Here is a 23,696-nt window from a genome sequence, read left to right on the forward strand (position 1 = left end):
GCGGCTTTTTTTATTAACGGAATTTAGCAAGATTCAAGCATGGATCTTGCCGTGGTCTGGCTACTTGAGCAAACCTTCAGCGCGCAAGGCATCCTGCACGGCAGGCCGCGCAGCGACACGGGCCACCAAGGCGCTCAGATTGTCCAGACCGCTGACGTCCACCCCCACAAATTTACCCCAGCCCGCCACCACGAACAGGTAGGCGTCGGCCACGGTGAAGGTGTCACCCATCAGGTAATCCTTGCCTGCCAGTTCGCCATCGACCCAGTTCAGCCGTGAGATCAGACGTGTCTTGGCGATCTCCTTGGCCTCGGCCGGCATCCCGGGCGTGAACAGCGGTGAGAAGCCTTTGTGCAGCTCGGTTCCGATGGTGTTGAGCCATTCCTGCAGCTTGTAGCGCTCCCAGGTGCCGTTGGCGGGGGCTAGTTGCTTGGTCGGCACCTGGTCGGCAATGTATTGCGAAATGGCAGGCACTTCATGCAGGGTACGGCCATCATCGAGCACCAGGAAAGGCACATAACCCAGTGGGTTGATACTGTAGTAGTCGGTGCCATCGGCAAGCTTGTGGGTTTTGGTGGGTGCGGCAATGGCTTCGAAGGGCAGACCGGATTCTTTCAGGACGATGTGGGGTGCCAATGAGCAGGCGCCGTGAGAGTAGTAAAGCTTCATGAATATCCAGGTAATGGTTGCTTGGGATCGACCTGATCGGTCAACACCATCATGCTAACGCGACGCTGCCAGGCTTGCCGAAACAGGCTTATTTCTCACTTTGGTTCGTCGGTGTCAGGCGCTCCGCCGCCCACAGCACCTGCTTGACGACCGATGCGACACCTTCGCGTTGTTTGTCAAGCTGCAGTTGACCGGCGGCATCGAAGGCACTGGCCGCCTCGCCCAGGGCAAATTGTTGCGGCGCCACCCAGCACTGCAGGTTGCTCAGCAATGGCGCAAGGTGTTGCAGCGAGCGCAGACCGCCCAAAGCGCCTGGCGAAGCGGACAGCAGCCCCACGACCTTGCCGGTAAAAGCTCTGCTGCCCTGGCTCCAGTCGGGGTCGCCCTTGACCGGGCTGGAGGCCCAGTCCAGCGTGTTTTTCAGCAGCGCGGTATAGCTGCCGTTGTATTCAGGCGAGCAGATGATCCAGCCCGGATGATCGAGCAGGACTTGTTTCAGGCGAATCACATCGGGCGGCGTGCCACGGGCTTCCAGGTCGGCGTTGTAGAGCGGTATGTCGAAGCTGGAGAGCTCCAGCAGTGTGACCTCTGCTCCGGATTGCCGCGCCAGGTCGGCAGCGACCCTGGCCAGCTGGCGGTTGTACGACTGGGCGCGCGTGCTGCCCGCAAAAATCAGGAGGTCCATGGTTGATTGCTTATTTTTTAAGCACACGTTCCACCGGGTGGTGGCGCAGCCTGAAGGCGTCGGGCATGCCCGAGCCCAGCAGCGGGCGCAGGTACATGCGAAAGGCGTCGGTCACATCGGTGCCGCTGGGGGCGATGAACTCGTCTTCCATCACGCGGGTCTTGCCGGCCACGGCTTCCAGCGGCAGCAATTCGTAATCGACCGAGTAAAAACCGGTGCGCTTGATGGCGACCGAGCCATCATGTTGCCCCCACATGGCAAACTGCACGGCTTTCTCGCCCACTTCACGGGCTTCGCGCTGATCGACATCGGACACGCAGCCGATGAACGAGCGCTGCAGATAACCAAAGGTGTCGCCGCGCACGCGTTTGATCTTGAGCTTGGACTTGATCTCTTCGCACAGCAAATCGGCCAGCGCGCCGTTGCCCGAGAGTTGCACATTGCCGTGCGCGTCATGCTCCATCTCCTTGGCCAACAGCGCCGTGATGGGCGTGCCGGAGGCATCGTGAATGCCCTCGGAGACGGCAATCACGCAGCGGCCATAACGCTCGTAGGTGGCCTTGACATCGGCCAGAAACTGCGCGATGACAAAGGTGCGCTCCGGCAGGTAGATCAGGTGCGGGCCGTCATCGGGAAATTTTTTGCCTAATGCCGATGCTGCGGTCAAAAACCCCGCATGGCGCCCCATCACCACGCCCACGTAAACACCGGGCAGGGCCGCGTTGTCCAGGTTGGCGCCGGCAAAAGCCTGCGCGACAAAACGCGCCGCCGACGGAAAGCCCGGCGTGTGGTCGTTGCCCACAAGGTCGTTGTCGATGGTTTTGGGAATGTGGATGCTGCGCAGCGGGTAGTTGGCCGCGCGCGCCTGCTGGCTCACGATACGCACCGTGTCCGACGAGTCGTTGCCGCCAATGTAGAAAAAGTGGCCGATCTGGTGCGCTTGCAGCACCTTGAAAATTTCGCGGCAATAGGCCTCATCGGGCTTGTCGCGGGTGGAGCCCAGGGCGCTCGACGGCGTGTTGGCCACCAGTTCCAGGTTGTGGCTGGTCTCCTGCGTCAGGTCGGCAAAGTCTTCGTCGATGATGCCGCGCACGCCGTGGTGGGCGCCGTAAATGTGGCCAATGTGGGCAAAGCGGCGCGCTTCGAGCGCCACGCCCACCAGCGACTGGTTGATGACGGCAGTGGGGCCGCCGCCCTGGGCGACGAGTATTTTTCCGGAGGCCATGTGGAATTCCTGTGCGTAGGGAGTAAATGGATGATGTCTGAATTGTGCCTCCGATGCGGCTTGAATTTTGCCCATGCCTGTCGCTGCCGTGCGCTTTTCGCAGGCATCGGTAAAATCCAGCCTTTGCTTGCGCGCGCAGGCCCGGCAGACTGCCTGATTTGCCGCCATTCCGATTGACCACCATGCTCTATCCACAACATTTCGATGTCATCGTCGTCGGCGGCGGCCACGCCGGGACCGAGGCTGCGCTGGCCGCGGCCCGCATGGGCTGCAAAACGCTGCTGCTGAGCCACAACATCGAGACACTGGGGCAGATGAGCTGCAACCCGTCGATCGGCGGCATTGGCAAGGGGCATCTGGTGAAGGAAGTCGATGCACTTGGCGGTGCCATGGCCTCAGCCACCGACGAAGCCGGCATTCAGTTCCGCATTCTCAACTCCAGCAAGGGGCCTGCGGTGCGCGCCACCCGGGCCCAGGCCGACCGCATTCTGTACAAGGCCGCCATTCGCCAACGTCTGGAAAACCAGCCCAACCTGTGGCTGTTCCAGCAGGCGGTGGACGACCTGATGGTGGAAGGCGACCGGGTGGTCGGGGCGGTGACGCAGGTGGGCATTCGCTTCAGGTCGAGCACCGTGGTGCTCACGGCCGGCACCTTTCTGGATGGCAAGATCCATGTCGGGCTCAACAACTTTGCCGCCGGACGTGCCGGCGACCCGCCCGCGGTAAGCTTGAGCGCACGTTTGAAAGAACTCAAGTTGCCGCAGGGCCGCCTGAAAACCGGCACGCCACCGCGCCTGGATGGCCGCACGATTGATTTCAGCCAGTGCACCGAGCAGCCTGGCGACGGCATGCCCGGTGGCATGAGCCCGCAGATGCCGGTGTTCAGCTTCATGGGACGGCCCGGGCAGCACCCGCAGCAGATGTCGTGCTGGATCACGCACACCAACGCGCTTACCCACGACATCATCCGCAGCGGCTTTGACCGCAGCCCCATGTTCACCGGCAGGATCGAAGGCGTCGGACCGCGCTATTGCCCCAGCGTCGAAGACAAGATCAACCGCTTTGCCGACAAGGACAGCCACCAGATTTTTCTGGAGCCCGAAGGCCTGACGACCCACGAGTTTTACCCCAACGGCATCAGCACCAGCCTGCCGTTCGACATCCAGTACGCGATGGTGCGTTCCATGCCGGGGCTGGAAAACGCGCATATTTTGCGGCCTGGCTACGCCATTGAATACGACTACTTCGATCCGACCCAGCTCAAGAGCAGTTTTGAGACCAGGGCCATCGGCGGCCTGTTTTTTGCCGGGCAAATCAACGGCACCACGGGCTACGAAGAAGCGGCGGCGCAAGGCTTGTTTGCCGGCATCAACGCCGCGCTGCAGGCGCGCGCCATGGGTGGCGGCAATGCGCAGGCCAGTGCGGCGGGTGCCATTTCATTTGCTGGCGACAACTGGTTGCCGGGGCGTGATGAGGCCTATCTTGGCGTGCTGGTCGATGACCTGATCACCCAGGGTGTCACCGAGCCTTACCGCATGTTCACCAGTCGCGCCGAGTTCCGGCTGCAGCTGCGCGAAGACAATGCCGACGCCCGTTTGACCGAGGTGGGACGCCAACTCGGCTTGGTCGATGATGCCCGCTGGCAGGCCTTCAACCAGAAGCGGGACGCTGTTTCACGTGAAACAGAGCGCCTGCGTTTGATCTGGGTCAGCCCCAAAAACCTGGACTTTGCCGAGTCTGAACGCGTGCTGGGCAAAGCCATTGAGCACGAATACAACCTGGCTGAGCTGCTGCGCCGCCCAGGTGTGAGCTACTCCGGGCTGATGTCGCTGGTCGGCGGCAAATATACGGCGCCGGAGTTTATGCCCGATGTTTCACGTGAAACATCGGGCATTTCCGGTCCCATGGACCACCACGACTTACCTTCTGGTGATAACGGTAGTGCCGTCACTGCGAGCGCCTCGACTGGCACAGGACAGGCTGAAGCGCGGCAACTCATGAGTCCCGAATTGGCGGCGACCGTCATCGAGCAGGTGGAAATTATGGCGAAATACTCGGGCTACATCGACCGCCAGAAAGACGAGGTGGTGCGCGCCGCCCACTATGAGAACCTCAAGCTGCCGCAAGACCTGGACTACATGCAGGTGTCGGCGCTGAGCATCGAGGCTCGGCAAAAGCTCAACCGCCTCAAGCCTGAAACGCTGGGGCAGGCTTCGCGCATCTCGGGCATCACGCCGGCGAGCATCTCCTTGCTGACGATCCACTTGAAAAAGACCAGGTTCGCGGGTTTTGCCAGAAACCCGTCTGAAAGCGCAGCAGCCTGATGCAAGCCATCGAGGCTAATCTAAGGGCGGGTCTGACGGCGCTTGAGCTTGACTTGAGCGATGCGCAGGTTGCCAGTTTGCTGGCCTACCAGGGCCTGATCCAGAAGTGGAACAAGGTCTATAACCTGACGGCGGTGCGCGACCCCGGCGACATGCTGACGCACCATCTGCTCGACAGTCTGGCGGTGATCGGGCCGCTGTGCCGGCAACTGGCGCAGATGACAAAAACGGCGGCTAAAGATGTTGCCAACCCCGACGCGCTGCGTTTGCTCGATGTCGGTTCTGGTGCCGGCCTGCCCGGCGTTGTGGTTGCCATTTGTTGCCCTGACATTCAGGTGGATTGCGTTGATGCGGTCGCTAAAAAAGCGGCATTTATTCAACAGGCGGCCGTCACGCTGAAGCTGCCGAACCTGCGCGGCGTTCACGCCCGGGTTGAGAATCTGTCTGAGAAATACAAGGTGATCTGCTCGCGGGCCTTTGCTTCGCTGGCCGATTTCACCAATTGGTCAAGGCAAGCCTTGGCTGAAGAAGGCGTGTGGTTGGCCATGAAAGGCAAGTATCCCGTGGATGAACTGGCACTTTTGTCGCCAGATATTGATGTGTTTCACGTGGAACAAGTTGCCGTCCCTGGGCTAAATGCGGAGCGCTGCCTGATCTGGATGAAGCCGAAATAACAGCCGGGGTAATGATGGATGCAGCCTGGCGTTTCAAGAGCAGTCTGTGCGTTCCTTGATGGCAGAGGGCAGGGTATTGGGGCCCGCCTCAGACGCGCTTCGCTTTGCGACATCGGCGGGCCCCAATACCCAACCCACTGCTGCACGCGCTCTGCCTTGTTGAGTTTGACGGCCGGATTCAGGAGGCGCCCCAACCATCACTATCGGCCAGACCAAGTGGGTTTGGGCAGGGGGCCGATGTCGCAAAGCGAAGCGCGTCTGAGGCCGTCTGTCCAAACTCACTTGGTCCGTCACAAGCGCAAGCATATTACTGAATGAATCCTGCCACGAACCGGAATTTGCGCGCAGATGGATTTCATTATTTTGATTCAAGCCCAATTACACTAGCGTCCATGTTTCACGTGAAACACGCCTTCAACTTTTCTACCCGGTAAGCATCGCATGGCCAAAATCTTTTGTATTGCCAATCAAAAAGGTGGCGTGGGCAAGACCACCACCACGGTCAATCTGGCTGCGGGCCTGGCCAAGGTGGGGCAGCGGGTGCTGATGGTTGACCTGGACCCGCAAGGCAATGCCACCATGGGGTCGGGCGTGGACAAGCGCAAACTTGAGCTCTCGGTGTACGACGTCTTGCTGGAGTCCGCCTCGGTGGGGGAAGCGCGGGTGCAAAGCAGCAAGCTGCTTGACGCGGGTTGCAGTTATGACATTCTGGGTGCCAACCGCGAGCTGGCCGGGGCCGAGGTGGAGATGGTTGAACTGGAGCGCCGTGAAAAGCGCCTGCGCCAAGCCTTGAGCGCCGTGGCGCAAGACTACGACTTTATTCTGATCGACTGCCCGCCCAGCCTTTCGATGCTCACGCTCAACGGCCTGTGTTGTGCCCACGGCGTGATCGTGCCGATGCAGTGCGAGTACTTTGCCCTAGAAGGCTTGGCGGATTTGGTCAACACCATCAAGCAGGTGCACGCCAACCTCAACAAGGAGCTGGCCATCATCGGCTTGCTGCGCGTCATGTTCGACCCGCGCATCACCTTGCAGCAGCAGGTGAGCGAACAGCTCAAGGCGCGTTTTGCCGACAAGGTGTTCAACACCGTGATTCCGCGCAATGTGCGCCTGGCCGAGGCCCCAAGCTATGGTGTGCCAGGGGTGGTGTTCGATCCGTCGAGCAAGGGTGCACAGGCCTTTGTGGCCTTTGCGCAGGAGATGGTAGAACGCATTGAAAAAATGTAACCGGGCTGGCCCAAAGCCAATTCCATGCTGCCCAAGAAGCTATTAAATTCATAGTAATGAAGGCCAACAACGTCCTCATCCTGCCGGGTTGGCAAGGCTCCGGCCCGCAGCACTGGCAAAGCCTGTGGCAAGCCCAGCCTGGCTGCCAGCGGGTGGAGCAGCACGACTGGCTGCGACCGCTGCGCGGTGACTGGATTGCGCGTCTGGAAGACGTTGTGTTGTCCCTTGACGCGCCCGCAGTGCTGGTGGCGCACAGCCTTGGCTGCATGCTGGTGGCGGCTTGGGCGGCGCATAGCCGCAACACGCACCGCGTCAAAGCCGCGCTGCTGGTGGCCCCCGGTGATGTGGCGCAAGAGGCGCTGCGGCCGGTGCTTGCCAGTTGGTTGCCGATCCCGTTGCAGCCCTTGCCATTCAAAAACACGCTTGTGGCCAGCCGGGACGACCCCTATTGCAGCTTCGAGCGGGCGCAAACCTTTGCCCAGGCCTGGGGCTCCGGTCTGGTCGATGCCGGCGCGCTCGGCCATATCAACGCCGATTCCGGTCTGGGCGACTGGCCGCAGGGCCAGGTTTTGCTGAACGAACTCATACATACTTAACCGGGAGATTGTCATGGTCACAAAAAAACTCAAAGGCCTGGGCCGCGGTCTGGAAGCCCTGTTAGGCCCCACGGTCGATGAGTCGCTCACCCCTGAGGGCGGCCATGCCCTGCTGACCAACAGCGGCCTGCCATCCACCTTGATGCTCACCGACATGGTGCCTGGCCAGTACCAGCCGCGCACCCGCATGGACGAGGGCGCGCTCTATGAGCTGGCCGAATCCATCAAGGCGCAGGGCATCATGCAGCCGATTCTGGTGCGCCGCCTGAGCGATGCCGATGCCGAACTCAAACGCAGCCAGCAGCCGCCGGACTTCACCGGCGGCACCAGTGGCGGCGGCGTGGTGCGCCCGCTGTATGAAATCATTGCCGGCGAGCGGCGCTTCCGGGCCGCCAAGCTCGCCGGCCTGGACAGCGTGCCGGTGCTGGTGCGCGAGGTGCCCAACGAGGCGGCCGCGGCCATGGCGCTCATCGAGAACATCCAGCGCGAAGACCTCAATCCCCTCGAGGAAGCGCAGGGCGTGCAGCGCCTGATCAAGGAATTTGGCCTCACGCACGAGACCGCTGCGCAGGCCGTGGGTCGTTCTCGCAGTGCCACCAGCAACCTGCTGCGCCTGCTGAACCTGGCCGAGCCGGTGCAAACCATGCTGATGGCGGGTGATATCGACATGGGTCACGCCCGAGCCCTGCTGGCTCTGGACAAGGCCACCCAGATCACCGCAGCCAACCAGATCGCCGCCAAAAAAATGTCGGTGCGCGAGGCCGAGAGCCTGGTCAAAAAGATCAGCGCCGAATTTTCACTGGTGGCGGTCAAACCCAAAAAAGACAAGTCGCGCGATCTGAAGCGGGTCGAGGAAGAGCTGTCTGACCTGCTGATGGCGCAGGTTGACGTGCGTGTCAAAAAGCGCGTCAAGCGCGCTGGGCGACTCGAAGAAATGGGCGAGCTCGCCATCCAGTTCGGCTCGCTCGACGAGCTCAACGGCCTGATCGACAAGCTGCGCGGCAAACCGCAGCGCTGACAGCCCGCGCTGCCCTGGCCCAGGGCAAGCCGGATTTTCTGAAAACCGGCGCATTGTTTGATGATGATCAACAAATGCCGACAACGTCAAGTCCGGAAGTCCAATTTTTCAGTAAAAATGAATGCAACCATGAAATATTTTTTGTGGTGCGCTGAAATATATTGGAAGGAACAGGACGATGAAAAAAACGATGTTTGCCACGGTGGTGGCCTTGTTGGCAACTTTCACGACATCTTTGGCAAGTGCCGCTGACCCCGCATCGGTGGTCCGTGGAGGTCGCCTCTATGACAACCTGAGCCTGGAGTTAAAGGCGCGCACACCCAATCAACCCAACCCCGCGTTCAAAACCCAGCAGGTCCGCGTTGCCATGGCGGACACCTGGAACTGCTCGGAATGCCATGGCTGGGACTACAAGGGTAAACACGGCTTCGTCGGCATCAGCGGCAAGCAGAATGCCGCTCCCGCCGCCATTCTGGCGATCCTGAAAAATGCTAACCACAACTATGACGACCTTCTGGACGAAGGTGACCGCCTTGACCTGGCCAACTTTGTCAGCGCTGGCCAGGCAGACATGCGCAAGCTGGTGGATATGGCAGCAAAGGTCAAGCCGGGCCAAGGCTCATCAGACAAGGTATTTGCCACGGTTTGCGCCAACTGCCATGGTCTGGAAGGCGACCGGCTGCGTCAGATACCCCCGCTGGGAGACACGGCACGGCAACGTCCGATAGAGGTTTTGCACGTGGCCCTCAACGGGCATCCAGGTGGCAACATGCCAGCACTCAGGACTCTGGGCGATGAAACTGTGGCCAACATGCTGGCTTATCTGCAGACCCTGCGCAGTGTCAACCTGGCGAGCTCCATTGCCAATGGCGGCCGACTTTACGACGACTGGCAGGCTCAGGCGGGTGGCCAGCGCCAGGCCTTGCCGCATCCGTCTTACCCCGCGAAGGCCTATTACGCCAACGTGCCGGCTGAAACCTGGCGCTGCAAGGAATGCCATGGCTGGGATTACAAGGGTAATCAGGGCGTCTATGCCACTGGCAACCATGCGACCGGGATCAAGGGGATTCGCGCCATGGCGGGTGCTGACCCGGAAAAAGTCATGGCAATTTTGCGCAGCAGCGTCCACATGTTTGGTGCCGTCATGAAATACCGCGACCTGCTTGATCTGGCCAACTTTGTCAGTTATGGCCAAATTGACATGGACAAAGTGGTCGATCAGAAAACCGGACTGGCGCGCGGCGACGCGGCAAAGGGCTCGGCGCACTACCGCACCATGTGCGCGGCCTGCCATGGTCTGGAGGGCCGCTATGTTGCCAAACGCGCCATGGGCCGCGTGACCAAGGAAGATCCGTGGCACAGCGTGCACAACATGCTCAACGGCCACCCCGACGACACCATGCCTGCCTTGCGCGAAATCGACTCCAAAGTGATCAACGACGTCCTTGCGCACATGCAGACATTTCAAGCCAAACGCTAGACCACGTCCTGTGGCCGGGCAGAAGAAATTGAAAGAGTTTTTTTAACCAAGGAGTAGTGCATGAAAATCAAGACCCCCCTTTGGGCAGCTGGAACCCTGTTGTTCGCTCTGGCTGGCATGAGCCCAGCTCATGCTGCCATCGATGCAGCCCAGGCTCAAGCGCTGATGAAGAGCAACAAGTGCGAGAAATGCCATGCCGTCGATAAAGACAAGACGGGCCCTGCCCTGAAGAAGATTGCCGCCAAATACAAGGGCAAGGCGGAGGGTGAGGCAAATATCATCAAGAACATCACCACCGGTCCCAAAATCAAGAACGACGACGGCACCGAAGAAGAGCACAAAATCATCAAATCCAAGGATCAGGCCGAGCTCAAAAACCTGGCCCAATGGATTTTGTCTCAGTAATCCAGTCCAATGCCGCCGGCGCCAGTTCCTGGTGATCGGCAGCAGAGCCGGGCGCTTAGCCAAGTAGCCCGCTCACTTTCATCGGAACGCAGGAAACGCCAGCCAGGCTACGTGCTTGTGCTGGAGCAAGACGCACGCGCCCCGATCATCTAACCGGGTTCGGAGAACGTAAATCATGAGTGGCAGCAAGCTGACAGTTTGGTTCATGGCCGCGGCGTTTTGTATCGCCGCCAGCCTCTCGGGCGGTGCCATCGCTGCCGACGATGCATCGGGGCTTGGCAACAAGACCTGCCTTTCCTGCCACGATGGCAAAAGTGGCAAGCTCGAAGTGCCGGACGCAGACGGTGAAAAGCGTGCCTTGTACACGGTCGAGCCCACGGCATTCGCTAAGAGCGTGCATTCCGGCATGGAGTGTGTCAACTGCCACCTGGAAATCAACGACAGTAGCGCCAACCACAAGAAAACCCTCGGCGAGAAACGGCCTGATTGTGTGCAGTGCCACCAGAAACTCAACGATGAAGCAGCCCAGGTCAAGGTCGCCGGCGAGCGACGCTGGATGCGCGCCGTGGGCGCCAGCATCGAAACCTACAAGACCTCGCACCATGCAAAGCCCAGTGGCGATGACCCCAGCAAGCCCAACGCATCCTGCAACGATTGCCATAACGTTCACAGCTTCAATGTGCCGCCGCGCGGCACCGTTGAACGCACCGAGTGGCACCTCGGCATCTCGGACCTGTGCGGAAAATGCCATGAAGATCAGCTGGAGACCTGGGCCGGGTCGGTGCATGGCCGCGAAATCAAGCAAAAACACAACCCCAAGGCCGCCGATTGTGCCGATTGCCACACGTCGCACAACGTCAAGAAAACATCGTCCAGCCTGGTCAAGCTGGCGATCACCGCCAACTGCGGCAGCTGCCACGAGGAAAACTATGCCTCTTACCGGGCCACCTACCACGGACAAATCACCACGCTGGGCTATGCCCACACAGCCAAGTGCTTCGATTGCCACAGCAGCCACGACATCGAGCCTTCCTCCAATCCGGCATCCAAGATGCATTTGGACAACCGGCTTGAATCCTGCCAGGAGTGTCACAGTGGCAGGAAAGACATCCCGCTGGCGACCACCGGCTTTGTCAGCTTCAGTCCGCATGGCACCAGCACCGACTTTTCCACCTACCCGCAAATCTGGGTGGCCAACAAGATCATGATCCAGCTGTTGCTGGGCACCTTCGGTTTCTTCTGGCTGCACACGCTGCTGTGGTTCTACCGCGAATTCAAGGAGCGCCAGCAGCGCAAGTCGCAGCCCCACGTCAAACTTGAGGGACTGCCAGAGTTTCCAGCCAAGTTCCAGGGCAAGCACTTCCAGCGCTTTAGCCGCACATGGCGCATCGCCCACCTGCTGTTCGCCTTGAGTCTGATGACCCTGACGCTGACCGGCATCCCGCTGTTTTATCCGGAGTCGCCTTGGGCGCAACCGTTGATCAGCCTGCTCAACGGTCCGCATACGGCGGGGCTGGTTCACCGCGTGGCCGCAGTCGTCTTTGCCGGCGTATTTTTCTGGCACCTGTTCTACATGGGCATCAGAATCGGGCGCGACTGGAAGAACTTCAAGATCTTCGGCCCCAACTCCATGGTGCCAGGCCCGCAGGATCTCAAGGACATCATCGCCATGTTCAAGTGGTTCTTTGGCAAAGCACCGCGGCCGGTGTTCGACCGCTGGACCTATTGGGAAAAATTTGACTACTGGGCACCGTTCTGGGGTGTCACCATCATCGGTGTCAGCGGCATCCTGATGTGGTTCCCGCACATTGCGGCCAAATTTCTGCCTGGCTGGGTCTTCAACGTGGCGGCCATTTTCCACAGCGAGGAAGCCTTCCTGGCGGTGGTCTTCCTGTTCACGGTGCATTTCTTCAACAACCACTTCCGGCCCGACAAGTTCCCGCTCGACCGGGTGATGTTCACCGGCACCTTCACGCTCGACGAGCTGATGCACGAGCATCCACTGCAATACAAGCGACTGATGGAGTCTGGCGAGTTGGAGCAACACCTGGTCGATGCCCCGTCCTCCGCGATGGTGAAGGGTTCGACCGTGCTGGGCTTCACTTTGATCGTGATCGGCCTGACGCTGCTGACCTTGGTCGGGATCGGCTTCTTTACGAGCTAAGGGGCTTGATCAGAGCGTGGCCAGCTTGACCAGGATCGACGCCAGCTTGTCCTGATGGCCTGGCTCGATCCGAATCGCCTCATTGAAGGCGGCCAGTGAGAGCCCGTTTTGTCCGGTGTGCAGATAGGCAAATCCCAGGCCCAGCCAGGCCTTGTCGTTGTTGGCGTCGAGCCCGATGCTGCGCTGGTAGGTCGCAATGCAGGCCGCAAACTCCTGGCGGCTCAGCTGCAACCCCGCCAGCTTCATGTGCGCCTTGACCGAGCGTGGCTCGGCTTGCACGGCCTGCTCAAAAGTGCGTTGTGCCGCATCAAGTTGGCCGGCCGCCCACTGCGCGTCACCTTGTTTGATCAAGTCAAGCCGCATGGCTGCCTGGGCCGACCACAGGGTGAAGGCGCTGAGCACGGCGGAGCAGCCAAACAGCAAGGCTTTACGAATCGAAGCGTTCATCATGGTTTCCTTTGGGAAGCAGAAAATGCAAAAGTACCAACACCGTCATCGCGAGCGTAGCGTGGCGATCCATCTCCGCCCTGAACAGGCATGGATTGCCGCGCTACGCTCGCAATGACGGTATTTAGTCAGTTGGGGTCAGAGCACATCGCTTCGCGAGTGGTCTGACCCGCAAGGTATTCAGGTGGAGAGCAGCGTGCTTATTTCATCGAGCCCGCGCCATAGCGCTCTTCATAGCCCTTGCGCACTTTTTCGATCTGCTCCTTGCCCATGCCGTTGAAGAACCAGTCATGGCCGGCGATCGGCTTGAAGTACTTGTCGAGCATTTCATTGGCAAATTTTTCGTTGCCGTCTTTGGCGCGCACGACTTCCTTGAGCTCTGGAATCCACTTGAAGTAGGTATGCTGGCTGACCTCATAGATGCCGTGCCACCAGGTGTAGTCCGGGCCGTTCATCGAGGCACCGTGACGGGCGCGGCGGCCCTCGTGGTGCCAGATCTCGAACCAGGTCCACTTGATCTTGGCGTCCATGGGCTGACTCGTCAGGTAGCCCCTGGTTTCAAGTTCTTTCATGACCGCAGCAATCGGTTTGGCGTATTTGTCGTTATACAGGTCCACCACGTCGTCAAACTGCTTGTAGTGGCCGTTCACGGTGTTGCTGGTGTGGCAGGTGGCGCAAACGTTTTTCATCTTGTTGCGGCGTTGTTCCCAGGTCAGCACTTCGGTCACGGTCGAGCCCTTGACCGCGTCGCCCACCTTGGGCAGCGCTGCGCTGTCGGGCTGGTCGAACTCGTCGCCATTGGCCAGGCGAATCATGTTGAGCTTGGTGGAAATGGCCGGTCGCAGCGTCCAGGAGATGCGTTCACCCACGTCGTGCGTGCCCTTTTGGTCCTTGGTGGCGCCCATGTGGCAGGTGGCGCAAGTGGGCGCGGCGGTGTAGTCCACGCCAGCCACCCAGCTTTTGGACTTGAGGTTCATCTTGTCCACGTTGGCGTTGTACAGAATGCCGTGCTTGGACTCGTTATAGACCTCGATCTGCGGATGGTCCGGTCCCATGTGGCACTTGCCGCAGGTCTCAGGTGTGCGCGCCTGGGCCGATGAGAAGCTGTGGCGTGCGTGGCAGGCCGAGCACGAGCCCAGTGAGCCGTCCACATTCTTGCGGCCGATGCCGGTGTTGGGCCAGGTTTGTGGTGTCGGGATGCCCTTGGCGTCAAGCTCGACCGTGCTGCCGTGGCACTGCTTGCATCCGGCATTCACTGCGGCCGGGCCGCCGATCACCTCGCCCAGCAGGTTGTCCACCGAAGCCAGGATGTTGCCGGCCTTGGCGTGGTGCGAGCGTTGTTGTTGCGCGACCTCGGTCTGGTGGCAGGTGGCACAGTCTTTGGGCGTGACCACCACGTGGATCAGCGCACCTTTGTGCTCAAAAGCCCCCTTGTCGCCGGGCTTGGCCTTGTGGCAGTCATAACAATCGACGTTATTGGCCGCGTGCGAGCTGTTTTTCCACTCCGCGTAAATGCCGGGTTGGTCCTCCGGGCCGTGGCAGGTCAGGCATTTCTTGCCGATGGCCGCATCAGCCGCCGACTTGGTGACGGCGACGGCATCTGCTGCCCATGCCGGGCTGGCCAGCGACAGCGTCAGCAGACAGGCCAGGGCCCACACCGCATGCACTGCGCCTCGAACGATCTGCATCATGACATTCTCCTTGAGTTGATGATGCTTCACTTTAGGCGCGCCCTGTGATGGGGCCCTTGATATGGTTTAAGAACCGTTACAAATAGTGCGTGCCGCACCGGTCACTAGCGCGATCCGAAGCTGGCCAGCCGGGGCACGTCAAGAATGCGGATTTCGCGCCTGTCGATCTGGATCAGGCTCTGCGCTTCAAGTTCGTGCAGCACCCGTGAAAAGTATTCCGGCGTGAGCGACAGGCGCGAGGCAATGGTGGCCTTGCTGGCAGGCAGATTGACGATCAGGCTGGTGCGGTGGGTGCCGTCGTTTTGAATGCTTTCAACATCGCGCAGCAGGTAGCCGATGAGGCGCTGCATGCCGCTGTGCAGCGCGTAGCCCTCCACGTCCTGAATCAGGCCATGCAATCGGCGCGATATGCCGGCCAGCATGTGCAGTGCAAAGCATGGGTCGCGCATCACTTCGTCCAGCACGGCATGTTTGCACACGCACACCAGCAGGGTGTCCGTCAGCGCCTGCGCATTCACCACATGCGGGCTGCCCATAAACACCATGGCCTCGGCAAAACTGCGGCTGGGGCCGATCAGTTCGATCACCTTCTCCTGACCGGCGGGCGAGGCCACGTACAGCTTGACCTGTCCCGACACCACCACGTAAAACGCCTCACAGGGCTCGCCCGCCCGAAACAACACCTCCGCGCTGGCCAGCCGCTTGAGCTGGCAGCCTTGGGCAACGCGTTCGCGTTCGGGGATCGACAAGGCGCTGAAAAGCGGCAGTACCGAAAAAAGCCGATGAACGTCGATAGCTGCGCTGTTCATGCGCCGGTCAGTCAGTTGGTCTTGAAGTCGTTGCCCACCAGTGGTTTGGCATCCACCTGTGGCACATGGCAACTGTCGCATTGCCAGTGCTGCATGTCGAGCTTGGGCTCGGCCTTGGCATCCGTGCCTGGAACCAGATGGGCTTTTGACACCATTGGCATTTTCTTGCCCTTGAAGTCGTCGCTGTTGTGGCAATCCCAACAGGCGTTTTCAGTCTGGCTGATGTTGTAGCCATCGACGCTGTGCGGTACCAGCGGCGGCTGGCCGGCAAAGCTGCGCTCGATCAACGCGAACTGTCCGGGGCGCTTGCCGGCGTAGGCTTTGACGTCGGGCGCGCTGTCGGCGCTGCTCACGCTGGTGTCGCGCAGCGTGCTGACCTGCACCGCGCTGCTGGCGCAGGCCACCACCGTCACGGCCAGCATGGCCAGCAGGGAAACTTTGAGGGTCTTCTTCATGATGGGGTCTCCACGGGTGAAATGATCGAATGAAATCAGGGGTTTGACAGCACCTGGAGGCCGTTGTCAAGCTTGGGCTTGAACCGGGAGGTCCAGGTGAAAACATCTTTGGAGCACACGTCGATGCAGCGTCCGCAGTTGGTGCAATTGCCCGACAAAATGATCGGACTGGCCCCTTTTTTGGCGCCCTTCAGCGGCAGCCTGATGACCTGCTGCTCGGGGCACACGGTAAAGCAGTCCAGGCAGTCGTTGCAGACGGCGCGCTGGTTGGCCGTGACGCGCACAACACTGAATCGCCCCAACAAGCTGTAAAACGCGCCGACCGGGCACAGGTGGCCGCACCAGCCGTTTTTCATGACAAACAGGTCGAACAAAAAGATGCCGCCAATCATCAGCCAGCCCGCGCCCATGCCGAACATCAGTCCGCGCGGCAACATCGACACCGGGTTCACCAGTTCCCAGACGATGCCCCCGGTGCTGGCAGCCAGCAGCAGGATCAGCGCCAGAATCCAGTAGCGCGTGGCACGCGGCAGGTCGCCGCCACCGCGAATGTCCAGTTTGCGCCGCAACGCACTGGCAGCATCGGTAACGAGGTTGACCGGGCAAACCCAGGCGCAATAGGCGCGCCCGCCCACCAGCAGGTAAAACACGGTGATGATCAGCGCACCCAGGAGCGCGTTGCGCTCGGGCACATGGCGCGCCAGCAGCGACTGCAGCAGCACCAGCGGGTCGGCCAGCGGCAATATGCCCAATGTCAGGCTGTAATTCAGGTTGCCCTTGACCAGCCACCAGCCCAGCCACGGCCCCATCAAGAACAAAAACAATATGCTCAACTGCGACACGCGCCGCAAGATCAAAAAGCGGTGCGCGCCCCACCAGCCCTTGGCCTCGATGGCTTCCTGCGCCAGTTTTAATTGCGCGTGGCTCATCGCGGCGCCTCATCCTGCAAGGGCGCAGGCGTGGCCGGTGCGGCGCTGCCCGGATCCCAGTGGCCGGGCAATTGCACGCCCTCGGGCAGGCGATCGGGCAGATCCACCAAATTGCGGTTTTCCACCAGCGACTTGCCGCCGGCCTTGCGCTTTTCTTCCCAGCCCAATTGGTAATGCGCGCCCAGTTCGCCCTTGGCCAGCTTGACCGGGTACACCTTGATGGCGGCCACTTCGAGCACGCACGAGGCCTCGCACTTGCCGCAGCCGGTGCAGGCCTCGGAATGCACGGTGGGCAAAAAGCGTGCGTGCTTGTCGGTGCGCGTGTTGTGCTGCAGTTCCAGCGTGATGGCTTTGTCAATAGCCGGACAGACGCGGTAACACACGTCGCAGCGCAGGCCCAGAAAGTTCAGGCAGGTTTCATGGTCCACCAGCACCGCCAGGCCCATCTTGGCTTTTTTGATGTCGGTCAGACTGTGGTCCAGCGCCCCGGTGGGGCAGGCCTTGACGCAGGGGATGTCTTCGCACATCTCGCAGGGTTTGGCGCGCGCCACAAAAAACGGCGTGCCGGTCGCCACCGGCATGTTCGGCGTTGCCAGTTTGAGGATGTCATACGGGCAGTCGCGCACGCACAGGCCGCAGCGGATGCAGGCGCCCTGAAAGTCGTCCTCCAGCCCGGCGCCCGGCGGCCTGATGGCGCCCGCTGGCAGAGCTTTGGCCTGTTTGCTCACCAGCCCCAAACCGAGGCCGATCGCGCCCACGCCACAGGCCATCTTGGCCGTGTCGAGCAGAAACTGGCGGCGTTCGGCAGAGAGAGCCATGGTGCAGCTTTAAGCCTTCACCACCTTGCAGGCGCACTTCTTGAAATCGGTCTCTTTCGAGATCGGGCAGGTGGCGTCGAGCGTGAGCTTGTTGACCAGGCGGTGCTCGTCGAAGAACGGCATGAACACCATGCCGGGCGGCATTTTGTTGCGACCACGGGTTTCCACCTTGGTCGTGAGCTCGCCGCGGCGGGTGCTCACCTTGATGTTGTCGCCGCGCTGCAGACCGCGCTTTTTGGCATCGTCCGCATTCATGTACAACCAGGCATCGGGCATGGCGCGGTACAGCTCGGGCACGCGCCGGGTCATGCTGCCGGTGTGCCAGTGCTCCAGCACGCGGCCGGTGGAAAACCACAGGTCGAACTCGGCGTCGGGCGCTTCGGCAGCCGGTTGCCAGGGCAGGGCAAAAATCCAGGCCTTGCCGTCGGGCTTGCCGTAAAAGCGAATGCCTTCGCCTTTTTTCACATAGGGGTCATAACCCTCGCGGAAGCGCCACAGGGTTTCCTTCCGGTCCACCACCGGCCAGCGCAGGCCGCGCGCGTGGTGGTAACTCTCGAAGGGTGCCAGGTCATGCGCATGACCGCGGCCAAAGGCGGCGTACTCCTCGAACAGGCCCTTTTGCAGGTAGTAGCCCAGTTCCTTCGACTCGTCGTTGTCGAAGCCTTTCTGAATCTCTGCCAGCGGGAACTTGTTGACCTGGCCGTTGGCGTAGAGCACGTCGTACAGCGTCTTGCCCTTGAGCTCGGGCGCCTTCGCGATCAGGTCGGCGGGCCAGACCTCTTCGACCTTGAAGCGTTTGGAAAACTCCACGTATTGCCACAGGTCCGACTTGGCCTGGCCCGGCGCGCGCACCTGCTGGCGCCAGAACTGGGTGCGGCGCTCGGCGTTGCCAAAGGCGCCTTCTTTCTCGCTCCACATGGCCGAGGGCAAAATCAGATCGGCCGCCATGGCCGACACCGTGGGATAGGCGTCAGACACCACGATGAAGTTGGCCGGGTTGCGAAAGCCGGGCCAGATTTCTTCATTGATGTTCGGGCCCGCCTGCATGTTGTTGGTGGTGGTGGTCCAGTAGAAGTTGAGCTTGCCGTCCTTGAGCGCGCGGCTTTGCGCCACGGCGTGCAGGCCGACCCAGTCGGGCACCGTGCCGGCGGGCAGCTTCCAGAGCTTTTCGGCAATCTCACGGTGTATGGGGTTGGTCACCTCCATGTCGGCGGGCAGGCGATGGGCAAAGGTGCCCACTTCGCGCGCCGTGCCGCAGGCCGAGGGCTGGCCGGTGAGCGAGAACGGGCCATTGCCGGGCTCCGATATTTTGCCCACCAGCAAATGCACGTTGTAGATCATGTTGTTGACCCAGGTGCCGCGCGTGTGCTGGTTAAAGCCCATGGTCCAGGTCGATACCACCTTGATTTTCGGGTCGGCATAGGTCTTGGCCAGGGCTTCGAGCTTGTCCTTGGGCACGCCGGAAATCTGGTGCGCCTTGTCCAGCGTGTAGTCGCTCACAAACGCCTTGAACTCGTCAAACGTCATCGGCGCGGAGGCGCCCGGGTTGCCCTTGGGTTTGCCGTCGGCACCGGGGTAACCGTTTTGCGTGGCTTTTTGTTCCAGCGGGTGGTTGGGGCGCAGGCCATAACCGATGTCGGTCACGCCCTTGCGGAAGCTCACATTGGCTTTCACAAAGGCCTCGTTCACCGCGCCGTTCTGGATGATGTAGTTGCAGAGGTAATTCAAAATCGCCAGGTCGCTTTGCGGCTTGAAGATCAGCTCACTGTCGGCCAGCTCGCAGGAACGGTGGCTAAACGTGGACAGCACATTGAGCTTGACGTGCTTGGCCGTCAGGCGCCGGTCGGTGATGCGGCTCCACAAAATCGGGTGCATCTCGGCCATGTTGCTGCCCCACAGCACAAAGGCGTCGGCGTGCTCGAAGTCGTCGTAGCAGCCCATCGGCTCATCGATGCCGAAGGTGCGCATGAAGCCGGCCACCGCCGAGGCCATGCAGTGGCGCGCGTTGGGGTCGATGTTGTTGGAGCGAAAACCCGCCTTGAACAGCTTGGCTGCGGCATAGCCTTCCCAAATGGTCCACTGGCCCGAGCCGAACATGCCCACCGACCTGGGACCGCTGGCTTTGAGCGCACCCTTGCACTTTTCTTCCATGATGTCGAATGCCTGCTTCCAGCTGATGTGGGCAAACTCGCCGTTCTTGTCGAACTTGCCGTCTTTCATGCGCAACAGCGGCTGCGTCAGGCGGTCCTTGCCGTACATGATCTTGCTCAGGAAGTAACCCTTGATGCAGTTGAGCCCCTTGTTGACCGGCGCATCCGGGTCGCCCTGGGTGGCCACGATGCGGTTGTCCTTGGTGCCTATCAGCACGCCGCAACCGGTGCCACAAAAACGGCAGACGCCCTTGTCCCAGCGCACGCCGTCCATGCTGGCCGGCGCAGCCTGCGCCAGCGCCTGCGCGCCGGGCACGCTGATGCCGATCACGGTGGCGGCCGCGGTGACGGCGTTGGCTTTGATCAATTCACGACGGGTTACTTGCATGGCGATAACTCCTGCTCTGGGTTGGATTCGGTTTGTTGATAGACAAGCGCCATCGACAGCACGCCTTCGGCTCGCTCGATGGCTTCATAGGTTGCGGCGGCATTACGGTCGTCATCGGCCTCGATGCTGATGACCAGCTTGCCGTCTTCGGTGGCGGCATGCACCTCAACGCCGGCTTGTCTGGCCAGCCAGGCGCGCAACTCAGCCGCCTGCTCGGGGCGGCTATAGACGATGGCGCTGGAAATGTTCATGGAGTCCTTGCGATTCAATGCCAAGGGTTTTCCCTTGTTTGTGCGCAAGTCTAGGCTTTTCGGGCGGGCAGTAAATTGAACCAGTTCAAGATCTGAGGGCCTGATCAGCCAAATCCGGAGCTTGCTTGATTTTTGTCAATCAACGTGGTCGTTGTCATTGCGAACGCATCCCCGTCATTGCGAACGAAGTGAAGCAATCCACGACTTCCGGGCTACATGGACTGCCGCGCTGCGCTCGCAGTGACAGGGTCAGGTTCAATGCCCATGTGTGGGTATCTGGCCTGATTCCGGGGTCTCTCCAAGACAGACGGCGGCAATGCCTGAGACAATGCCACCCATGAAAACCATCATCCGAACCTTCTTCCGAACCCTGCGTATCGTGCTCGGCCCCTTCATGCAGCTGTGGGAATTTGTGACCCGTCCCAAAGGTGTGGTGCGCCCACCAGCGGTGCAGCAAGCCGTCAACCAGCAGTGCCAAAGCATGGTGCTGTACCAGTTCACCACCTGCCCGTTTTGCATCAAGGTGCGCCAGGAAATGCGGCGCCTCTCCTTGCCCATCGAGCGCCGCGATGCGCAACATCACCCGCAAAACCGGGACGATCTGCTCAAAGGCAGCGGAGAGGTCAAGGTGCCCTGCCTCAAGATCACCGACGCCAACGGTCAGAGCCAGTGGCTGTTCGAGTCGGGCGCCATCATCAGTTATCTCAACGGGCGCTTTGCTGCGGCTTGAGATTAATTTGTCATCGCCGGGTGGCACCTTTTGCAGTCGGCCATGGGAAAGGCGACCGTGGTGTGGCACACGCCGCAAAACTCGCCCTGCAAATTGGCCGTCATGGAAAAGTGCTGGGTGGTCTTTTTCTTGATGTTGAAAATGTCGGGGTGGCAATTGCTGCAGTCCAGCAGCCAGGTATGCGGCCGGTGTGGGAAAACTGCGGGCGGCGTGCCGGTCCACTCCGACTCCAGCACCAGGATGTCTTTGAAAGCCATCTCGTTCACCGGTTTGATGGTCAGGTGCCGGGCCGGCACCGACAGACCCTTGTTCAGCGCCTTGCCCCAGTCGATCCTGTTGCCAAAACCAGCGGTAGGCAGTTTGGCCAGTTCGGCAAAACGCTCCTTGCCGGCCGACAAATTGCCGTTATGGCATTTTTCGCAGGTGTCGATCTTGTGGCCAAACGCTGCCTTGCCGTCATGGCAACCGCTGGAGCCGCAAAACTGGCCGCTCTGGTTCGCCGCTTCGGTGATTTCGGTGGTGTTGACCTTCATGCCGAACTCCAGCTCGGAGTGGCAAATCCGGCAGGAGAACTTGCGCCGGTGAATCCAGTGTGAAAAAACCGCCGGCTTCACCGCGCTTTTGCCGGAGGTGCGATTGATCAGCAGGTTGCCGAACTCGTCGGGCGGTGGTGGTTTTGGCAGCTCCCAGAACTCGGCCGCCAGCAGGGGCAGCGAGACACACACCAACACGACCAGCAACAGCCTCTTGCCGTGCTGCAAAAACATTTGCCAAAACATCACAAGGCTCCATTCAGAGAAGTTTCCCTTATATCCTACCGCGTCAAACTTAACTGAATTTTGACGGCATGTTCCAGAGCTTTGGGATCAGGCCGCCTTTGATTTCAATGGCACTGCAAGGCAACGCGGACATCCGTCATGATGGTCCATGGCGCTGATCGGTACATTTGGAGTTCTTCGCCTGAGCTCGCGCTTACAAACACATGATTTAAAAACGGATTTGTAACGATTAAAGGGAAGCGCCCCCTTCAAGCTGCTTCCCAGTCCTCCAACTTCAATCCATCAATGCGACTGAATTCACGCGTGTTATGCGTCACGACCGTCAGCCGGTGGGTAAGCCCGATGGCTGCGATCAACATATCGTTGGCACCAATAGCAGCCCCCTTCGCGGCAAGCACCGCCCGCAACTGTCCATAAGCGTGCATACAGGCATCGTCAAACGGCAAACTGCGCAACGGCGCAAAAAATATCTCCAGCCGTTGAAGGTTAGCCGCAACACGTGCGCTACGGTAAGCACCATAGATCAACTCTGCCTTGACAACGCTGCACAGGGCCAAATCAGACGGAAGATGCTTGAAGAATTGCCGCCGAACACCGGCATGACTGTCATTGAGAAACTGAATGCAAGTATTGCTGTCAAGCAGGTACTTCATTGCAATTCGATCCGCTCTTGCGCCAATCCAGCCGACTCAACGGACAAGGGCGAACGCTCCACCTGCGGCCCAAACAAAGCCGCTTCAAAACCCTCTGGCCAACCCGCATTGGCATCCCGCTTGACCAGTTCAGCCAAATAGCCCGACACGCTTTGACCCAGCTGGGCTGCGTGCCGTTGCAATTGCTCGGCGACGACATCAGGAACATAGCAGTGAAGCTGTGGCATAAAAGACTCCATATGTATGTGGCAAATACATATTATGCCCATTTTTTGGGCCAATCACTGGCAACGTCCCCTCTACATCACCGGCTTCGAATGACAGTGCTCGCAATCGATCATCGGGAACGCCACCTTGCCGTGGCAGGCGCCGCAGTATTTGCCGTCAAAATTCTCGTTCATCGAATAGGCCTGTTTGGCCTCTTTTTTCACTGACGGAAACAGGTCGGGGTGGCACAGTTCGCAGCCGTTCCACACGCCGTGCTTGTCGTGTGAAAAGATGATGTCGGGCATGCCATAGGCGTGCGGCGAGATGGTGGCATCTGCCGGGCTCACAAAAGGCTTGCTTTTGCTCGAAATCCCGTCCAGCCGGTCGATCAATGTCACCTGGCCTGCCGCCTCGGTGGCGATCCAGTCGATGCCGTTGCCAAAGCGTTGTTTGGGGAATTTGCCGGTGAATTCGGCAAAGTCATTTTTCAGCTTCACCTCCTGGCCTGCGGCATGGCAGCGGCTGCAGCGCTGCGCCTCGGCCGGGTCTTTCACGCCCGCAGGAGCGGTCTTGGCCGGGCAGGCGGCAAAAATGCGCTCGCCAGCAAACGTCATCTTGCCGTTGTGGCAGGTGCCGCAGTAGTTGCCGCCGGCATTGTCAGCCGCGGTGATGCCGGTTTCGTTGGCTTTCATGGCAAAGCCAATGTCCACGTGGCACAGCCTGCAGGTGTATTTGGAGCGGTGCAGCCAATGGTTAAAAGTGACTGGCGCCAGCCTGGCCTGGGCCGAATGGTTGCTGATGACCACCTTGCCGTATTCCTGCGGCGGCGGCCGTTTCTTTTTGACGCCACCCTGCGCCAGGGCCAGGCCCGCGGCAAGCAACACGGTCAAACAAATCACCAGCAGCTTCTTCATGGCACATC

24 protein-coding genes are annotated in these 23,696 nt (G+C 60.3%); 9 read left to right on the plus strand and 15 right to left on the minus strand.

Annotation, left to right across the window (positions count from 1 at the left end):
- Positions 1-60 precede the first annotated feature (60 nt).
- The 3 genes from gstA to PHF15_RS07610 all read right to left on the minus strand — a co-directional run bounded on the left by gstA (position 61) and on the right by PHF15_RS07610 (position 2,579).
- Complete coding sequence (gene gstA / locus PHF15_RS07600; protein ID WP_300120107.1) at positions 61-669, minus strand: glutathione transferase GstA; 609 nt, start codon at positions 667-669, stop codon at positions 61-63.
- A gap of 88 nt (positions 670-757) precedes the next feature.
- Positions 758-1,354 (minus strand): NAD(P)H-dependent oxidoreductase, encoded by a 597-nt coding sequence (locus tag PHF15_RS07605; RefSeq protein ID WP_300120108.1) that lies wholly within the window; start codon positions 1,352-1,354, stop codon positions 758-760.
- Between the two features lie 10 nt (positions 1,355-1,364).
- A complete protein-coding gene (locus PHF15_RS07610) occupies positions 1,365-2,579 on the minus strand; it encodes a 6-phosphofructokinase (protein WP_300120109.1) in 1,215 nt (404 codons plus the stop codon).
- Positions 2,580-2,761: 182 nt separating this feature from the next.
- Between PHF15_RS07610 and mnmG the strand changes: the two genes are divergently transcribed.
- The 8 genes from mnmG to PHF15_RS07650 all read left to right on the plus strand — a co-directional run bounded on the left by mnmG (position 2,762) and on the right by PHF15_RS07650 (position 12,467).
- Positions 2,762-4,903 carry a tRNA uridine-5-carboxymethylaminomethyl(34) synthesis enzyme MnmG gene (mnmG, locus tag PHF15_RS07615; RefSeq protein WP_300120110.1) on the plus strand — a complete coding sequence of 714 codons (2,142 nt, stop codon included), beginning with the start codon at positions 2,762-2,764 and terminating at the stop codon, positions 4,901-4,903.
- A complete protein-coding gene (rsmG, locus tag PHF15_RS07620) occupies positions 4,903-5,577 on the plus strand; it encodes a 16S rRNA (guanine(527)-N(7))-methyltransferase RsmG (protein ID WP_300120112.1) in 675 nt (224 codons plus the stop codon). Before mnmG ends, rsmG begins: the two co-directional genes overlap by 1 nt.
- 441 nt (positions 5,578-6,018) lie before the next feature.
- Positions 6,019-6,804, plus strand: a complete 786-nt coding sequence (locus PHF15_RS07625) for a ParA family protein (RefSeq protein ID WP_300120113.1) — start codon at positions 6,019-6,021, stop codon at positions 6,802-6,804.
- A gap of 56 nt (positions 6,805-6,860) precedes the next feature.
- Positions 6,861-7,400, plus strand: coding sequence for an alpha/beta fold hydrolase (locus PHF15_RS07630; protein WP_300120114.1), 540 nt, complete (start codon positions 6,861-6,863; stop codon positions 7,398-7,400).
- Between the two features lie 13 nt (positions 7,401-7,413).
- Positions 7,414-8,418 carry a ParB/RepB/Spo0J family partition protein gene (locus tag PHF15_RS07635; protein WP_300120115.1) on the plus strand — a complete coding sequence of 335 codons (1,005 nt, stop codon included), beginning with the start codon at positions 7,414-7,416 and terminating at the stop codon, positions 8,416-8,418.
- 178 nt (positions 8,419-8,596) lie between these two features.
- Positions 8,597-9,898 (plus strand): c-type cytochrome, encoded by a 1,302-nt coding sequence (locus PHF15_RS07640; protein ID WP_300120117.1) that lies wholly within the window; start codon positions 8,597-8,599, stop codon positions 9,896-9,898.
- A 60-nt stretch (positions 9,899-9,958) separates the two neighbouring features.
- Positions 9,959-10,303, plus strand: a complete 345-nt coding sequence (locus PHF15_RS07645) for a c-type cytochrome (protein WP_300120118.1) — start codon at positions 9,959-9,961, stop codon at positions 10,301-10,303.
- 175 nt (positions 10,304-10,478) lie between these two features.
- Entirely contained in the window at positions 10,479-12,467 is a 1,989-nt protein-coding gene (locus PHF15_RS07650) for a cytochrome b/b6 domain-containing protein (RefSeq protein WP_300120120.1), read from the plus strand.
- Between the two features lie 9 nt (positions 12,468-12,476).
- Here the strand turns inward: PHF15_RS07650 and PHF15_RS07655 are convergent, their stop codons facing one another.
- From PHF15_RS07655 to PHF15_RS07690, 8 genes are all read right to left on the minus strand, one after another.
- Complete coding sequence (locus PHF15_RS07655; protein WP_300120122.1) at positions 12,477-12,914, minus strand: tetratricopeptide repeat protein; 438 nt, start codon at positions 12,912-12,914, stop codon at positions 12,477-12,479.
- 200 nt (positions 12,915-13,114) lie between these two features.
- Entirely contained in the window at positions 13,115-14,605 is a 1,491-nt protein-coding gene (locus PHF15_RS07660) for a multiheme c-type cytochrome (protein ID WP_300120124.1), read from the minus strand.
- A 104-nt stretch (positions 14,606-14,709) separates the two neighbouring features.
- Positions 14,710-15,414 carry a Crp/Fnr family transcriptional regulator gene (locus PHF15_RS07665; RefSeq protein ID WP_300120126.1) on the minus strand — a complete coding sequence of 235 codons (705 nt, stop codon included), beginning with the start codon at positions 15,412-15,414 and terminating at the stop codon, positions 14,710-14,712.
- Between the two features lie 11 nt (positions 15,415-15,425).
- Positions 15,426-15,869, minus strand: coding sequence for a nitrate reductase cytochrome c-type subunit (locus PHF15_RS07670; protein ID WP_300120128.1), 444 nt, complete (start codon positions 15,867-15,869; stop codon positions 15,426-15,428).
- A gap of 35 nt (positions 15,870-15,904) precedes the next feature.
- The gene (gene napH / locus PHF15_RS07675) at positions 15,905-16,798 is read right to left on the minus strand and encodes a quinol dehydrogenase ferredoxin subunit NapH (protein WP_300120129.1); all 894 of its coding nucleotides are present in this window, start codon (positions 16,796-16,798) and stop codon (positions 15,905-15,907) included.
- Positions 16,795-17,616 (minus strand): ferredoxin-type protein NapG, encoded by an 822-nt coding sequence (gene napG, locus PHF15_RS07680; protein WP_300120130.1) that lies wholly within the window; start codon positions 17,614-17,616, stop codon positions 16,795-16,797. Before napG ends, napH begins: the two co-directional genes overlap by 4 nt.
- Before the next feature lie 9 nt (positions 17,617-17,625).
- Positions 17,626-20,154, minus strand: a complete 2,529-nt coding sequence (napA, locus tag PHF15_RS07685; protein WP_300120131.1) for a nitrate reductase catalytic subunit NapA — start codon at positions 20,152-20,154, stop codon at positions 17,626-17,628.
- Positions 20,145-20,429: a chaperone NapD gene (locus tag PHF15_RS07690; RefSeq protein WP_300120132.1), complete on the minus strand. Its 285-nt coding sequence runs from the start codon at positions 20,427-20,429 to the stop codon at positions 20,145-20,147. Before PHF15_RS07690 ends, napA begins: the two co-directional genes overlap by 10 nt.
- 313 nt (positions 20,430-20,742) lie before the next feature.
- On the opposite strand from PHF15_RS07690, the gene PHF15_RS07695 reads away from it, so the two are divergent.
- Positions 20,743-21,135 carry a glutathione S-transferase N-terminal domain-containing protein gene (locus PHF15_RS07695; RefSeq protein WP_300120133.1) on the plus strand — a complete coding sequence of 131 codons (393 nt, stop codon included), beginning with the start codon at positions 20,743-20,745 and terminating at the stop codon, positions 21,133-21,135.
- Between the two features lie 2 nt (positions 21,136-21,137).
- Here the strand turns inward: PHF15_RS07695 and PHF15_RS07700 are convergent, their stop codons facing one another.
- The 4 genes from PHF15_RS07700 to PHF15_RS07715 form a co-directional block, all read right to left on the minus strand.
- Entirely contained in the window at positions 21,138-21,914 is a 777-nt protein-coding gene (locus PHF15_RS07700) for a c(7)-type cytochrome triheme domain-containing protein (protein ID WP_300120134.1), read from the minus strand.
- Between the two features lie 248 nt (positions 21,915-22,162).
- Positions 22,163-22,567 (minus strand): type II toxin-antitoxin system VapC family toxin, encoded by a 405-nt coding sequence (locus tag PHF15_RS07705; RefSeq protein WP_300120135.1) that lies wholly within the window; start codon positions 22,565-22,567, stop codon positions 22,163-22,165.
- On the minus strand, positions 22,564-22,794 hold the full coding sequence (locus PHF15_RS07710; protein WP_300120136.1) for a hypothetical protein: 231 nt from the start codon (positions 22,792-22,794) through the stop codon (positions 22,564-22,566). Before PHF15_RS07710 ends, PHF15_RS07705 begins: the two co-directional genes overlap by 4 nt.
- 72 nt (positions 22,795-22,866) lie before the next feature.
- On the minus strand, positions 22,867-23,688 hold the full coding sequence (locus tag PHF15_RS07715; protein ID WP_300120137.1) for a c(7)-type cytochrome triheme domain-containing protein: 822 nt from the start codon (positions 23,686-23,688) through the stop codon (positions 22,867-22,869).
- Positions 23,689-23,696 lie beyond the last annotated feature (8 nt).

Origin of the sequence: Rhodoferax sp., assembly GCF_028689295.1 — a bacterium.
GTDB lineage: Bacteria > Pseudomonadota > Gammaproteobacteria > Burkholderiales > Burkholderiaceae_C > Rhodoferax.

Bases quoted from the DNA above. Each gene is read 5' to 3' on its own strand.
- gstA (WP_300120107.1), bottom strand. From the start codon at position 669: ATGAAGCTTTACTACTCTCACGGCGCCTGCTCATTGGCACCCCACATC.
- PHF15_RS07605 (WP_300120108.1), bottom strand. From the start codon at position 1,354: ATGGACCTCCTGATTTTTGCGGGCAGCACGCGCGCCCAGTCGTACAAC.
- PHF15_RS07610 (WP_300120109.1), bottom strand. From the start codon at position 2,579: ATGGCCTCCGGAAAAATACTCGTCGCCCAGGGCGGCGGCCCCACTGCC.
- mnmG (WP_300120110.1), top strand. From the start codon at position 2,762: ATGCTCTATCCACAACATTTCGATGTCATCGTCGTCGGCGGCGGCCAC.
- rsmG (WP_300120112.1), top strand. From the start codon at position 4,903: ATGCAAGCCATCGAGGCTAATCTAAGGGCGGGTCTGACGGCGCTTGAG.
- PHF15_RS07625 (WP_300120113.1), top strand. From the start codon at position 6,019: ATGGCCAAAATCTTTTGTATTGCCAATCAAAAAGGTGGCGTGGGCAAG.
- PHF15_RS07630 (WP_300120114.1), top strand. From the start codon at position 6,861: ATGAAGGCCAACAACGTCCTCATCCTGCCGGGTTGGCAAGGCTCCGGC.
- PHF15_RS07635 (WP_300120115.1), top strand. From the start codon at position 7,414: ATGGTCACAAAAAAACTCAAAGGCCTGGGCCGCGGTCTGGAAGCCCTG.
- PHF15_RS07640 (WP_300120117.1), top strand. From the start codon at position 8,597: ATGAAAAAAACGATGTTTGCCACGGTGGTGGCCTTGTTGGCAACTTTC.
- PHF15_RS07645 (WP_300120118.1), top strand. From the start codon at position 9,959: ATGAAAATCAAGACCCCCCTTTGGGCAGCTGGAACCCTGTTGTTCGCT.
- PHF15_RS07650 (WP_300120120.1), top strand. From the start codon at position 10,479: ATGAGTGGCAGCAAGCTGACAGTTTGGTTCATGGCCGCGGCGTTTTGT.
- PHF15_RS07655 (WP_300120122.1), bottom strand. From the start codon at position 12,914: ATGAACGCTTCGATTCGTAAAGCCTTGCTGTTTGGCTGCTCCGCCGTG.
- PHF15_RS07660 (WP_300120124.1), bottom strand. From the start codon at position 14,605: ATGATGCAGATCGTTCGAGGCGCAGTGCATGCGGTGTGGGCCCTGGCC.
- PHF15_RS07665 (WP_300120126.1), bottom strand. From the start codon at position 15,414: ATGAACAGCGCAGCTATCGACGTTCATCGGCTTTTTTCGGTACTGCCG.
- PHF15_RS07670 (WP_300120128.1), bottom strand. From the start codon at position 15,869: ATGAAGAAGACCCTCAAAGTTTCCCTGCTGGCCATGCTGGCCGTGACG.
- napH (WP_300120129.1), bottom strand. From the start codon at position 16,798: ATGAGCCACGCGCAATTAAAACTGGCGCAGGAAGCCATCGAGGCCAAG.
- napG (WP_300120130.1), bottom strand. From the start codon at position 17,616: ATGGCTCTCTCTGCCGAACGCCGCCAGTTTCTGCTCGACACGGCCAAG.
- napA (WP_300120131.1), bottom strand. From the start codon at position 20,154: ATGCAAGTAACCCGTCGTGAATTGATCAAAGCCAACGCCGTCACCGCG.
- PHF15_RS07695 (WP_300120133.1), top strand. From the start codon at position 20,743: ATGAAAACCATCATCCGAACCTTCTTCCGAACCCTGCGTATCGTGCTC.
- PHF15_RS07700 (WP_300120134.1), bottom strand. From the start codon at position 21,914: ATGTTTTGGCAAATGTTTTTGCAGCACGGCAAGAGGCTGTTGCTGGTC.
- PHF15_RS07705 (WP_300120135.1), bottom strand. From the start codon at position 22,567: ATGAAGTACCTGCTTGACAGCAATACTTGCATTCAGTTTCTCAATGAC.
- PHF15_RS07710 (WP_300120136.1), bottom strand. From the start codon at position 22,794: ATGCCACAGCTTCACTGCTATGTTCCTGATGTCGTCGCCGAGCAATTG.
- PHF15_RS07715 (WP_300120137.1), bottom strand. From the start codon at position 23,688: ATGAAGAAGCTGCTGGTGATTTGTTTGACCGTGTTGCTTGCCGCGGGC.